Here is a 13,165-nt window from a genome sequence, read left to right as displayed (position 1 = left end):
CTAATCATTGTTTTAGCTCTTTGTTAATTGTGTGATGGTTCAGTCAATGTCTTCCTCCTCAACTACTAAATTAGCAAAGGAGGCTGTGCAATGAAAGTTGTTTATCCCATTTGTTGTGGTGTCGATGTGCATAAGACTTTTCTCGTCGCCACACTCATTACTTCAGAGGGGATAATTCCCCATTACTCTAAAAAGAGGTTTTCAACTTTCAACAATTCCATCCTCAAGTTCAAGCAGTGGCTGATTGATAACAACTGCTATGATGTGTGCATGGAATCCACGGGAAAGTATTGGGTGCCCATCTACAACCTTTTGGAAGATACTATCCATATTACCGTCGCCAATCCCAAATGGGTGAAGGCTGTAAAGGGAAATAAGGATGATAAAAAGGATTCCAAGTGGATTGGCGATCTTTTCCGCCTTGGTTTAGTTCCAGGTAGTTATATCCCAGATAAGCCAATTCGTATTCTTCGTGAATATACTCGCTATCGATCTAAACTTGTTTCTTGCAGAACCAGTGAGAAGAACCGTTTCCAGAATGCCTTCACCGTCTGTAATGTAGCCCTTGATGCTGTCGTTTCCGACATGTTTGGCAAATCTGCCTCATCCATCACGGACTACTTGATTTCTTCTGATACCTTCGACCCGGATTACTGTACTTCTCTTCTTCAAAAATCACTGAAGAAAAAAGCGGATGCTGTGGTTGAATCTATCGAAGGATATCAGATGACCAGGGAACAAAAAGAGCGTATGGTAATGGTTCGTTCTCATCTTGAATACGTAACTAAATCCATTGCTGAATTGGATGAAAAGCTTGATAAAATGGTTAAACCTTATGAAAGTGCTATCAAACTCCTTTGTACCATTCCCGGAGTTGATAGGACATCTGCCATCACTATCATCTCCGAGATTGGCACCGATATGTCTCAGTTTTCCAACTCCAAGGGTTTGTGCTGCTGGGGGGGGACTTACACCTGGCAATAATGAATCTGCCGGTAAGAAGAAATCTGTCCGTATAACACGTGCCGGTGTCTACCTCAAACCTGCATTGGTGCAAGTTGTCCATGCAGCCGTGAAGTCGGATAAATCTTCTTACTACAGAATCAAGTATGAACGCATTTGCAAAAGGAGAGGCAAGAAAAGAGCCATTATCGCTATCGCAAGGATGATTCTCACCGCTATATATCATATGCTTGTTACTGGTGAAGTATGGAATCCAAGCGATTTGTATAAGATTGATATGCCACAAGAAATATTAGAAAAGCAGAAGGACAAGGCTATTAAACAAGCAGTGAAACTTCTGATTTCCAATGGTGTCATAAAAGCTTCTGATATTTCTGTGGCGTAAATTATAGCTTAAAACTGAGATTTAATTTTTTGGGCTTTCAAAGGCCTTGGTTTAGTGCGCCCTTTTTTACCTTATGTTGTGTTATTTTTCAAGCTATCACCTTAAAGGAAGTCATTTTTTTGTCTGAATTTCTTTATCCATTATAAAAAGTGAGGTGATATTGTAGTGGGCAGCGATAATATTGTTATTTTATTGTATATCTTAGGTTTTATATCAATAAGGTTAAAGTTTAATTTTGAAATAAAGATAGAAAAAAGGCAATATTAATATTTAAATTTGACTTAATGGCATAAGACATGTAATACTGGCGAAAAAAACGTCATTTTTCGCCATTAATTTATGTATGTTTGTTTCGATAATATTTATGAAAAGAAATTTTCGATCCGGCCGGTCGAAATAATTATCCTGCATGGAAGCGGGAAAATAAAAAATCAGGGAGGATGATTATATGATTATCAATCACAATGTCAGCGCTCTTAACGCTTACAGACAGCTCAGCATCAATAATTCATCAATGCAGAAGTCTCTTGAAAAGTTGTCATCCGGTTACAGAATCAACAGAGCAGGCGATGATGCAGCAGGTTTGGCAATAAGTGAAAAGATGAGAGCACAGATCAGAGGATTGAATCAAGCCCAGAGAAATGCTCAAGACGGAATATCGCTTATTCAAACGGCTGAAGGTGCATTGAATGAGACTCATTCTATATTGCAGAGAATGAGAGAACTCGTCACACAGGCTGCAAATGATACATTAACATCGGAAGATAGAATGAATATACAAAAAGAAATAACTCAATTAAATGCAGAAATAGATAGAATAGCAAATCAAACACAATTTAACACGAAGGTGTTACTAAGTGGTTCATTTGCTACTACTGGATTAGAATTCCAAGTTGGAGCAAATTCTGGTCAAAGTATTTCTTTAACATTAGGTATTATGACTAGCACTTCTTTAGGTGTTGCTGGTCTAGATGTTTCAACTTCAACATTATCTTCAGCAAGCATATCAGCTTGGCTGACTACTATTGATGCCGCCATAAATACAGTTTCTGGAGAAAGAGATAAGCTTGGTGCCCTCCAGAACCGCCTCGAGCACACCATCAACAACCTGGGAACAGCCTCAGAGAACCTCACCGCAGCTGAGTCACGTATCCGCGACGTAGACATGGCGCAAGAGATGATGGAATTCACAAAGCAGAACATCCTGAGCCAGGCGGCAACAGCAATGCTGGCACAGGCAAACACGTTGCCCCAGTCGGTCCTAAAGCTTTTGAGCTAAGGCGAGGTGGACTTAAGCGGCCCCGGCAATGCCGGGGTCATATTTTTAATTTTTTTAAAACCCAGCCTTTTATATATTGTTTATTAAGCGCCTGTGAGTGATAGATTTAAGCCTATATAAGGTGGTAAAAATGTGTAGTGGTAAGCTGGTTAAAACAGTCCGCGTTTTATCGCATTAGCTGTAGGTCAGGGGGATGCCTTCTTCTTCGAAACACGATCTATTTCAGTTCTTGTAGATGGGGGAAAGTCTTCTAAATTCTTTGATAACATTTTTCAAATGTATACAAAAAGAAAAGATGTAGACATTTTAATCTGCACTCATAATGATGCTGATCATGCAAATGGAGTTTTGGGGTTTATTGAATCCGGCCTTGAATGTGGTGAAATTTGGCTTCCTGGCAGATGGGCTGCTGTTTTGCCTCATTTGAATCAACCGTTTGAGGAAGTTGTAGAAGAACTTTATAGGCAGTCTGCAAGGATAATGGAAAAAATGGGGGAATCTTTTTTACGCAATGAGCGGAAGCTTGATGACTCGTTGTTTGAAGCTTATGGAGATTTTTTTTCGAAAGAAAAATCATATGAATTAGTAGGCCAATATGAAGATTATGATATGACTTTTAAAGAAAGGCGGTCTGAAGATTGGGACACTGGATTGAAATTCATAGAAACCTGGCCGGAATGGGAGGATATCAAATGCCAATTGTTGAAATGGGTTGTAACATGGGAATTGTCAAGCTGGCAGAAAAGATTTTTATGGCAGGCTTTAGAAGCTGGTGAACGCATCCGCGGGATTGCGGAGGCGGCATACAACAGAGGCATAACTGTTCGCTGGTTTGAGTTCTGTCATAACTCTCAAAAGCATTTACAGGGTCATTGTAAAATCATCAATCCCTTGAATTCAAGGGAGATTTTACGAATAAAACATTGTAGGAAAGAAAACCTACTCGATTTTTTAGCACTGACTACCTCAAATTGCGAGAGCTTAGTATTTTTTGTCCAACCAACCGATGAATATCCGGCCGTTCTCTTTACCTCAGATTCAAACTTGAGAGGTGTCAATCTAAAGAATTTAGATCTAAAAAATGCTATTATTACAGCGCCGCACCATGGCTCAGAAAACAATGCATGTGTATACAAGCAGGTAGCTAATGAGGTATATCCATATGAAAATTCTCTTATATGGGTAAGAAGTGATGGTAGATTTATTAACAGACCAGGGGACTCTCTTTTAAAAAATGCAACTGGAATAAAATATTGCACAATATGCCGTAATTCAAGGCGACAAAAGCAGCCAGTTATATTAGAAGCGATAAAAAGTCATTGGATATCTTGCTCCAAAAAATGTCCTTGTCGATAGGTCATGGTCTGTTATTACGGCGGTGCCATGATGATTGAAAAGTTAATCACTATAAAGGAAAAGGTATAGGTTTGCTTCATAACGCGCTTTCTTCTGGAGCGCTCGCCATAAAAAAATCAATGCGATATACATCGAGAACGGAACGAGGAAAGTCGACATTTGCAGCCATGTATTGTTCTTGTACAAAGGCAATGCCCAGACATCCTTGTAAAGAGGTCGTTGACTTTGCTGGAGATTATTCTCCAGATTTTTTATTTAAAATCTTCCTCCGCATGAAGGAAAATGTTGAGAAATATCGAATCATAAATTATGTGAAAAATCGATGTAAAACCTACGGTATGAATCAAAACGATGAGGAATCACAATATTAGACCGAAAAATATATCTTGATTTAAATAAATTGGCCTTGACTAATATAACTTATAAGTTATATAATAGGGGTGCAAGGATGACGGAGAAAAAGCAGACAAAAAGCAAAATTATTTATCCGGAAGAGTTTAACTCAAATTATATTTTTACTTATTTTTCATTTAACGAGGAGTTAAAAGTCCTATTAGAAGAGAGCGGCCAAAAGAAAAATTTTTCGCGAAAATATAAAATCAAATTATCGTTTTTAGAAAAACTAAAAAAACAATGTATTTACCAGAAATCATTTGAGCAACTAAAAGATAATGGAATAATATATTCTATGAGGTTTGTTGATAAACTGAATATACGGATATTATTTTCTTTCTTTAACGATAGAGGAAGAGAAATTATAATATTATTAAATTGTTTCCAGGAAAAGGATAACAAAAAGAAACAAAGCAGCAAAAGTTATGCTAAAGCGATGATCGAAGTTGCAAAAGAAAGAATAAATGAACTTGTCAACTCAGGTCTAAAACTCAGTTAAAGGGGAATAATTAAAAAGTAAAGGTTAAATGGAGGGTTGAATATGGATTATAAAAAAGCACTGGGAAATCCCTATGAATTAATCGATGAAATAGCTGATGATGAAGAAAAAAAATATTTTGAATTAGATGATATATTGGTTGATATTGCAGTTACTTTAATAAACTATAGAGTAAAAAATAATTTAACACAGAAAGATTTAGCACAAAAATTAGGATGCACCCAGGCGATGGTTTCCAAACTGGAAAGCGGAGAGTATAATCCAACTATTGAACAATTATGGAAAATATCATCGGCATTAGGTCTGGAGTTTAAAGTCATTTTTAGAGAAAAAGAGCAAAATGTAACTGTTTGGGATGTGCCTGAAGATAATATTTTGACTTTTAATTTTGTAGGTGAAGCAGCATGATAGACTCAAACAAAATAATTGCAAGTTTCCAGATGATTTCAAGCAGAGTTGTAAAATTTGTACTGGAAACTAAAGAAGTGAGTAATAGCAAGGAAAAAGTAAATATAAAGAATGACTTCGATTATGAGGTTATAAAAAACGAAGAACATGATGAGGCTTATTATGGTGTAGTTCAGTTTAAATCTAACTTTGTTGCAAAAATGGGTAAGAGCATTTTATTTAAAATAAATATTGTCTACGAAGGGAAGTTTATAGGCGATAAAAATGCGTTAAAACAAGAAGATTTTAAAAAAATGCTGGAATTGAATGGGGTTGTTGCTCTTTCCCAGTTCACGAGATCATATGTCTTGTCTGCCACAGCACTGGCAGGAATTAACCCCCCTGTAAGAATGCCAATGATAAATATTCATCAATTAAGAAAGCTGAAAGAAGAAGAAATGAAACAATCAGAAAAAGCATAAATCTACATAATAAGGAAGCCTATATAAGATTCAGAGTTAATAGATACTGCCAAGATGTTGGATATTCCGGTGGCAGCGATTGACTAAGTAGTTACCATTGAATTTTAAACGGCATAGAATGAATTCCATCTATTCCATATCGTGTCATGGACGTATTCAGCTACCTTTGAGTGCAAGAGTCGATAAATTAAAACTCTTAACTCTTTCCAAAATATCGTCTACCCTTTCCACGTATTCTTTCAGCTCCTGCAAAAAACGGCTCAGTTTTTCCCGGGTGTACCCCTTGAAGCTTTCAGTAAAGATCTGTTCAAAGCGCTTTTCTATGAGCTTTTCAGAAAGATTTTTTATCTGAAGTATAACCTGGGGTTCTAGTAATTCGGTGACAAAGCGCCGCCTTACATTTTCTACGTCGATGCTCATCGAAAGGTCGATGTCCTTTTCTTTGCCGGAAAATTTGTTGAAAAGGGCGAAAATAGTTCCTACTATAAGTCCTATGGGGAGGAGTGTGCTTAAAGCTCCTATAAAAGTAACGGACAGCAGAATGGAGAGAAAGGCAGAAAAAAGGTTTGCTCGCCTTTTTTCGTCGTTTTCTAACCTTTTTTGATATTCGTCGGTGATTCTTACGACCTCGGAGGTAAATCCTTTAAATCCGAGAAGCTTGGATTTTTTTTGAAGATGCAGGGCTTTTGATAGGAAGTTTTTTTCTATGGATTCCAAAAGGACAAAGTAGCCGCTCTGTCTTAGCCCCTCTGTATCGCCGCTTTCTATGGATAAAAGAGCTTGTTTTGCGGAAAAAGCCACGATATCGCAAAATACATTTCCGAAAATGCGATGGACTTCCTCCAATACCAGTTCCCTTTTTGAGGAATTTATAAGGTCTATCCTGTTTAACACGGCGAGAATGTCTTCGGTTTTCCCTCCGATTTCCTTTAAGTGCGTCTTCTAGGCTTTTAATCTGATGCTGGCTCAGATAGACCGAGAAATTGCGAAGGTGAAGGAAAGAATAAATGTGACGGAAAAAAGCTTGAAAGATTCGAGCCGCGAGATGGAGCAGTCTATAGAGCGTTTAAAAGTTGAATTCGAAGGTAGGTTGCAAGGCTTGTGGACAACACGGAGATTTTATTTGAAAAGCATTTGAAGTTGAATCCTATCGGAACATTAAAAAACATAAGCAGGTACAAGAAAATAATTGCTTCGACAAGAGGAATTATAAAAGATGATTGTTTGGTCTACGCAAGGCCTGGCGAGGAATTTGGATGTCGAGGTTTTGATGGAGATAGAAAGGGAATATTACGACGTGATATATGAGAGATCTTCAAAGCTCAAAAAAAGCTAGACTTTGATGAAACCTGCGCTTTTATATTAAAAAGCGTTTTTCAAGTCGATGCGGCTTTAATAAATTCACTGGGAGATTTGGTAAAAAAACTGTTGAAGCTCTACTACAAAGGAATCGAGCTTCCACCTGTATTGCGGCGCTATATTAGAAAGAGTTTAAATACTGTAAACGAGAAGGATATCGTAGAAAAAATTTTAAAGGGAAAGGAAGCGTTTTTCGATTTTTTGCAGGAGCAGTGGAGAATATTTCTTGAAAGTTTTGGCGGAGACTTAAGAAAACCTTAGGATAAATGAAAAGTTTAAAAATTGGCTTATGGACAACTACGGCAAACTTACCTTCTTGTCTTTTACAAGTTCGCCGGTCATGGTGCATCATGTTCAACATTACATCGTAAACTTGTTAAGAAGAGAAGGGAAGGATAAGGTAATTTTGATTGTCTTTGACGGCATGTCGGAGTTCAATTGGTGTATCATAAAAAATTTCTTAAAAGAGCGCAGTTTTCTTCTGGAGGATAAAGCTTGCTTTGCCTGGATTCCCACCATAACTTCTGCTTCGAGGCAGGCTCTTTTTTCGGGAGAGATACCGGTCAGCTTTAAGGATACGTTATTTTCGACCGATCACGATGAAAAGCGGTTTAAGAAATTTTACATCGAGCACGGGTATAAAGAAAGTGAAATCGCTTATTTGAGGAGTATAAAGACATTTAAAGAGGAGGCCTTGCTGGAAAGTATAAGAAGCGGTATAAAAATAAAAACGGCTTTTTGGCGGAGTTCTTAGAAGAATCAGAGCAAAGGGGCTATGAGATTTTCATAACTTCGGACCACGGAAACATATCGACGGTGGGCCAGGGAGGCGAAAAAGAGGAGGTTGTGTTGGATACATTGTCAAATAGGATTGCGGTTTACCAAAATAAATACGGCGATTTCGGTGATTTATTGAGAGAAAAACAGGTTATAGAGTGGAAGGGAGATGGACTGCCCAAGGAAATGCCGAAGAAAAAATAGCGCTGCACTACGGTTTGATGATGCTAAGCTTCCCTATTTTTAACGATATCATCTATCTAATCGGTAAAAGCCTGTATTTGGATGAAAAATTCAAACTGGAAAACATAAGGAGAAAGATTTTCGAAAAGTGGGGAGAAAGGCAGACGATTTTATATTCGATTAACAATATTATATTCAGCTTGAAAGAGTGGAGACTGATAATAAGCGAGGGAAAAGGACTCTATACGTCCGGCATGGAGATATATATCTCCCACAGCTCCATAAAATGCTTTTTGATTTTGTGCTATTTAAAGCCATCGAATAGAAGTTACCTGGATTTTACCGAAATAGATAAACTTTATTCGCTTTTTCCATTTGAATTTGATTTAAATTTGAACATAACATCATCAAAAATGTTGAACATTAACAGAATCGGAACTGATATTGTGGTAGGTGTGTAGTTACTTTTATTGAGTAAATAATGGCCACTAATGGGGGTATATTCATGAGCGTAAATGAAAAACTCCAGACGGCAAGAGAACGCCTGATAAGATTATATAGCTTTCTTCGTGAATTTTCCCGTATTCGCTATTCTTTTCCAACAAATATAAAGGAACATAGCTGGCGGCTTTGGTTTTCCGAGCTTCCCGATCATCCTTCTATTAGCCGTACATACTTTTTTACTTCAGAAGAAGGGGAAAATTCAGCATCCGAAACAGAAGGAAATGGATTTATCCTTAGAGTCCGGCGGCCCAAGCTCACAAAACCGCCGGCACCTCCCGAATCCATCAAGGAATGGCTCCAGCCCAGTTGGGAAGATCCTTTTAAGCAGGATGTATTTACGATAGCAAGTAAAAATGTAGAATTACCAGACGGGGCTTCCGCTGTGGAACGATTCGAAGACGATAAAAAACGCGTGGAGGAATTCGAACGCTGGAGGAAATTGTGGACAGAATGGGCGGCAAATGAGCGGCCGGCAAGGCAGGCCATGAAGGTTTTCGAAACCCTCTACGAATTGTACGGGTATATCCAGCGTGAAGGTGAACGCGTAGAGTTGATGCTAGGGGATGGTATTTTAAGTTGGCAAATTGAAGGGAGAGAAATATATTATCCTGTGCTTTTGATGCCGGTGCAATTGGAATTTGACACCGATGTACCAGAATTTCGCATTATTGATACAGGAGCAAATCCACAGCTTTATACTGCCGCATTTCGCTATGGGACAGAAATTGACTTGAACAATTTAGCAAGTGTACAGGATGAATGGAGCAAGAGTGGATTTCATCCGCTGGGAGGGGACGATGCTTCAGGCTTTCTCAGACGACTTGTAGTAACTCTTTCGCCCCACGGTGACTTTATCGGGGAAAAGTTACCACAGGAAAGGTCATCACATCCGGTTATAGGAAGGTCAACCTTAATTTTCTTAAGACAACGGACTTTAGGATTTGCCCTTGCGCTGGATAAGATTTTGGAGGATTTGCAGGAGCGTAAAGACCCGCCATCATTTTTGTCGAGGATCGTCGGAATAGATTTGTCGGACGGGAAAACTGAGGCGACGGAAACAGAATATACCGGACTTCCGGGGAGCGAACCTGAAGAAATTCTTTTTAGCAAGCCTTGGAATAAGGAACAATTGAAAATAGCCGAAAGATTGGAAAGTTACGGTGCAGTTCTGGTCCAGGGCCCCCCTGGGACCGGGAAAACGCACACAATTGCAAATCTCATCGGCCATCTCCTCGCACAGGGCAAATCAGTCCTTGTCACCGCCCATACCTCAAAAGCATTAAGGGTGCTTCGAGACAAAATAGTCGAACCGCTGAGGCCCCTTTGTGTTAGCGTACTGGACAACGATTTGGAGAGCCGAAAGCAGCTAGAAGAGGCCGTATGGCATATCAACGAGCAGCTAAGTCGAGGCGATGCAAGAACTTTTGAAGAAAAGGCAAAAGATTTATCTATCCAGAGAAATCAGTTGAAGAGGGAAATTCAGACTTTGCAGCAGCGCCTTTTAGATGCCGTTGGCAGCGAGTACAGGCCCATTGTATTAGGCGGCGAGTCGTATGACCCAAGTGAGGCGGCAAGGCTAGTTGTGAAAGGTAAAGGGGTCCATGACTGGATACCAGGCCCCGTCGAGACGGGCCAACCTCTACCCCTTTCTATTCCAGAATTAGTAGAGCTTTATCAAACCAATGCCGCTATAACGCCCGAAGAAGAGGGTGAGTTGCTTTTTGGACTCCCTTCTCCGGAAAACCTCATGTCTCCCAAGCGTTTTTCCGAATTGAGTGGAATTTTGTCGCATCCGGTTAATTCGCTCAGTTCGGAGTTTTGGGATGATGAGAAAAAAGGGCAAGAAATTGTTGGGTATTTGGATGAACTTGCAAAGGAAGCAAAAGAAATCGGAAAGGAACTTTTGGAGGCTGAAGATTGGGAACTTGCAGCTGTAGATTCTGGAACTAAGGGCAAAGCCTATTGCGAACCGTGGAATAATCTCATAAAATTGCTGGGAGATATTGAGGAATTGAAAGCGAACTCGCAGGAGCTTTTCATTCTCCATCGCCCGCGGTTGGCCGAAAATATCTCTTTTGAAGAACAAGAGCGATTGGCTATTGAGCTGGTGGAGGAAGCGTCGCGCCGTGGTAGTATAGGCGGCCTTTCCCTAATTTTTCGTCCCGCATGGCGAAGATTCATTCAGAATGCCAAAGTAGCGTCGGAACAACCAAGCAAGATCCAGCACTTTCAGGCTCTGGCGGCACTGGCAAGACTATCAAGATTGCGCAGTGAACTCATATTGCGCTGGGATTACCTTGTGGTAAGGCATGGTGGTTCCAAACTTGATAAACAGAGTGAAGAACCTGAACGGGCTGCCGTTCAGCGTTTGGGCCGAATCCAGAGGTTGCTCGAATTTAGCGACAAAAGACTTTCGCCATTGATTGAGAAATTAAAAAGCTACGGTTTTGATTGGGAAGCTTTTATAAAGCAACGTGAACCCGAAAGTTCTCCTTTTGAAGAACTCAGAACTTTGGGCAAAGTGTTGATGGAAGAATTGCTTGAAATTATCGAATCGAGGATATCGAGTATCCGCCATTATTGGGCGCGCGTCGAAATTGAAAACCTGGAAAAAGTGTTAAGAGAGATTCTGAAATTGAATAAGAGTACAATTGTAACTCGTTTGTATAAGGCTGTTAAAAATTTGGATGCAGAAAACTATTCAACGGCCTATGAAAAGCTTTTGGACCTTTATAGGCGTAAGGTCCACCTTAAGAGAAGAGAACAGCTTTTAACGAAGCTAGAGCAGTTCGCACCTGGTTGGGCAGCGGCTATTCGCACACGGCAGGGCGTCCACGGCAAGGCGGAATTGCCGGGGGCCCCCGTGGAGGCATGGCGGTGGAGGCAGCTCGAAGAGGAACTTAAAAGGCGCACATCGGTTTCGGTATCGGAATTGCAGGGGCTTATAAACAGGCGAACCGAAGCTCTAAGGCAGATCACAGCTGAGCTTATAGAATGCAAGGCCTGGGCAGCGCAGCTGAAAAGGACGACACTTGAACAGCAGCAGGCTTTGATGGGATGGTTGGGTATTGTGAAAAAACTTGGTAAAGGATACACTAAACTTGCTCCCTATTTGAGGGCGGAGGCGGCCAGGAAGTTAAACATTGCCCGTGATGCTGTGCCGGTGTGGATTATGCCGCTTTCCCGCGTGGTAGAACAGTTCGAACCAGAGACGACGCGCTTTGATGTGGTTATCATCGATGAAGCAAGCCAGTGCGATTCGTTGGCCCTTGCTGCGCTGTATTTGGCTGAAAAAGTAGTTGTTGTGGGTGACCATGAACAGGTAAGCCCGGAAGGAATCGGACAAGAGTTGGAAAAAATAAAGAATCTCATAGCGGAATACTTAAAGGATATTCCAAATGCCATACTTTATGACGGAAGGCGCTCGATTTACGATATTGCCCGGGAGTCCTTCGGCGGCACCATCATGCTGGTAGAGCATTTCCGATGCGTACCGGAAATTATCCAGTTCAGTAACCACCTTTCTTACAACGGCAGTATAAGACCTTTGAGGGAATCTGGCAAGGTACCGCTCAAATCTCATGTGGTACCCTACCGGGTGCAAGGTGCAATCGTTGAAAGAAAGATAAATAAAAAAGAGGCAATAGAGTTGGCGTCACTGTTGGTAGCGGCGGCGAAGCATCCGGCTTACGAAAATAAGACCTTTGGCGTAATATCTTTGGTGGGAGAAGAGCAGGCTCGATACATAGATTCATTGCTTCGAAGGTATTTGTCCGAACAAGAATACAAGAGCCGAAATATTTTGTGCGGCACCGCTGCTCAATTTCAGGGCGACGAAAGGGATGTGGTATTTTTGTCCCTTGTAGACGCTTCGACTGGAACTCCTCTTCCCTTGCGCGAAACCGACCGTTTTAGACAGCGGTTTAATGTAGCTGCCAGCAGGGCTAAAGACCAGATGTGGGTGGTGTATTCCTTAGATCCATATAATGATTTAAAAGAAGGCGATCTCCGCCGCCGTTTAATCGAATACGCTTTAGATCCGGAAGCAGTTACTAGGGCTTTAGCCCGTGAAAGTGCTAGAACACAATCTCCTTTTGAACAGGAAGTTTTAAAGCGCCTTATAGCAGCAGGCTACTACCGCACCCATGCGCAGTGGCAGGTCGGCTACTATTTTATAGATCTGGTTGTAGAATGGGCAGACAATAGAATAGCGATAGAATGCGACGGCGACAGATGGCATCCCATAGAAAAATTGCCGGAGGATTTGGCTCGCCAGGCTGTCCTGGAACGCCTGGGATGGAAATTCATCCGAATCCGCGGCAGTGAGTTTTACAGGGATCCTGAGGGAACCATGAAATGGGTGTTTGAGCAGCTTAATGCTCACGGCATAAAACCTGAAGGCTATCTACCAGAAAATAATACGAATGATACCCGAAGCGAACTGGTAGAAGAAATTATAAGGATGGCCGCACTGCTTCGCAAGGAGTGGGAGGAGATGTAAAGATTTTACGGTGTGTTTACAAAAAGTCTGAAAACTGATATTATCTAAGTGAACATCCTGGGGAAAGGGGTAACTTTTATAATCGAGATTACCTCGC

At 40.8% G+C, this 13,165-nt stretch carries 12 protein-coding genes and 1 pseudogene; 12 read left to right on the top strand and 1 reads right to left on the bottom strand.

Features of this window, described 5'->3' with window-relative positions:
• Window positions 1-90 precede the first annotated feature (90 nt).
• From AC6I1H_RS04575 to AC6I1H_RS04550, 6 genes and pseudogenes are all read left to right on the top strand, one after another.
• Window positions 91-1,348: pseudogene (locus tag AC6I1H_RS04575) on the top strand (IS110 family RNA-guided transposase).
• Window positions 1,349-1,796: 448 nt separating this feature from the next.
• On the top strand, window positions 1,797-2,627 hold the full coding sequence (gene hag / locus AC6I1H_RS04570) for a flagellin Hag (protein WP_497739795.1): 831 nt from the start codon (window positions 1,797-1,799) through the stop codon (window positions 2,625-2,627).
• A 168-nt stretch (window positions 2,628-2,795) separates the two neighbouring features.
• The gene (locus AC6I1H_RS04565; protein ID WP_497740709.1) at window positions 2,796-3,983 is read left to right on the top strand and encodes an MBL fold metallo-hydrolase; all 1,188 of its coding nucleotides are present in this window, start codon (window positions 2,796-2,798) and stop codon (window positions 3,981-3,983) included.
• A gap of 448 nt (window positions 3,984-4,431) precedes the next feature.
• Window positions 4,432-4,875, top strand: coding sequence for a hypothetical protein (locus AC6I1H_RS04560; protein ID WP_497739794.1), 444 nt, complete (start codon window positions 4,432-4,434; stop codon window positions 4,873-4,875).
• A 42-nt stretch (window positions 4,876-4,917) separates the two neighbouring features.
• The gene (locus AC6I1H_RS04555) at window positions 4,918-5,283 is read left to right on the top strand and encodes a helix-turn-helix domain-containing protein (protein WP_497739793.1); all 366 of its coding nucleotides are present in this window, start codon (window positions 4,918-4,920) and stop codon (window positions 5,281-5,283) included.
• Window positions 5,280-5,744, top strand: coding sequence for a preprotein translocase subunit SecB (locus AC6I1H_RS04550; RefSeq protein WP_497739792.1), 465 nt, complete (start codon window positions 5,280-5,282; stop codon window positions 5,742-5,744). The genes AC6I1H_RS04555 and AC6I1H_RS04550 overlap by 4 nt, the downstream gene beginning before the upstream one ends.
• 156 nt (window positions 5,745-5,900) lie before the next feature.
• Here AC6I1H_RS04550 and AC6I1H_RS04545 read toward each other — a convergent pair whose 3' ends face one another.
• Window positions 5,901-6,638, bottom strand: coding sequence for a hypothetical protein (locus tag AC6I1H_RS04545; RefSeq protein WP_497739791.1), 738 nt, complete (start codon window positions 6,636-6,638; stop codon window positions 5,901-5,903).
• A 207-nt stretch (window positions 6,639-6,845) separates the two neighbouring features.
• Here AC6I1H_RS04545 and brxF point away from each other — a divergent pair, with 207 nt between their 5' ends.
• From brxF to AC6I1H_RS04515, 6 genes are all read left to right on the top strand, one after another.
• Window positions 6,846-7,052 carry a BREX-3 system P-loop-containing protein BrxF gene (brxF, locus tag AC6I1H_RS04540; protein WP_497739790.1) on the top strand — a complete coding sequence of 69 codons (207 nt, stop codon included), beginning with the start codon at window positions 6,846-6,848 and terminating at the stop codon, window positions 7,050-7,052.
• 105 nt (window positions 7,053-7,157) lie between these two features.
• Window positions 7,158-7,364 (top strand): hypothetical protein, encoded by a 207-nt coding sequence (locus AC6I1H_RS04535; RefSeq protein WP_497739789.1) that lies wholly within the window; start codon window positions 7,158-7,160, stop codon window positions 7,362-7,364.
• A 28-nt stretch (window positions 7,365-7,392) separates the two neighbouring features.
• A complete protein-coding gene (locus AC6I1H_RS04530; protein ID WP_497739788.1) occupies window positions 7,393-7,857 on the top strand; it encodes a PglZ domain-containing protein in 465 nt (154 codons plus the stop codon).
• Window positions 7,842-8,084: a hypothetical protein gene (locus AC6I1H_RS04525; protein ID WP_497739787.1), complete on the top strand. Its 243-nt coding sequence runs from the start codon at window positions 7,842-7,844 to the stop codon at window positions 8,082-8,084. The genes AC6I1H_RS04530 and AC6I1H_RS04525 overlap by 16 nt, the downstream gene beginning before the upstream one ends.
• Window positions 8,039-8,524 carry a hypothetical protein gene (locus AC6I1H_RS04520; RefSeq protein ID WP_497739786.1) on the top strand — a complete coding sequence of 162 codons (486 nt, stop codon included), beginning with the start codon at window positions 8,039-8,041 and terminating at the stop codon, window positions 8,522-8,524. The genes AC6I1H_RS04525 and AC6I1H_RS04520 overlap by 46 nt, the downstream gene beginning before the upstream one ends.
• A gap of 44 nt (window positions 8,525-8,568) precedes the next feature.
• On the top strand, window positions 8,569-13,068 hold the full coding sequence (locus tag AC6I1H_RS04515; RefSeq protein ID WP_497739785.1) for a PDDEXK-like endonuclease domain-containing protein: 4,500 nt from the start codon (window positions 8,569-8,571) through the stop codon (window positions 13,066-13,068).
• Window positions 13,069-13,165 lie beyond the last annotated feature (97 nt).

Source organism: Biomaibacter sp. TOL, assembly GCF_059717795.1.
Note: the sequence above shows the minus strand (reverse complement) of the source record. Positions and strands in the feature narration are given on the sequence as shown.

What these genes read in the sequence shown, in the direction of transcription:
- hag (WP_497739795.1), top strand. Translation starts at nt 1,797, where the DNA reads ATGATTATCAATCACAATGTCAGCGCTCTTAACGCTTACAGACAGCTC.
- AC6I1H_RS04560 (WP_497739794.1), top strand. Translation starts at nt 4,432, where the DNA reads ATGACGGAGAAAAAGCAGACAAAAAGCAAAATTATTTATCCGGAAGAG.
- AC6I1H_RS04555 (WP_497739793.1), top strand. Translation starts at nt 4,918, where the DNA reads ATGGATTATAAAAAAGCACTGGGAAATCCCTATGAATTAATCGATGAA.
- AC6I1H_RS04550 (WP_497739792.1), top strand. Translation starts at nt 5,280, where the DNA reads ATGATAGACTCAAACAAAATAATTGCAAGTTTCCAGATGATTTCAAGC.
- AC6I1H_RS04530 (WP_497739788.1), top strand. Translation starts at nt 7,393, where the DNA reads ATGGACAACTACGGCAAACTTACCTTCTTGTCTTTTACAAGTTCGCCG.
- AC6I1H_RS04515 (WP_497739785.1), top strand. Translation starts at nt 8,569, where the DNA reads ATGAGCGTAAATGAAAAACTCCAGACGGCAAGAGAACGCCTGATAAGA.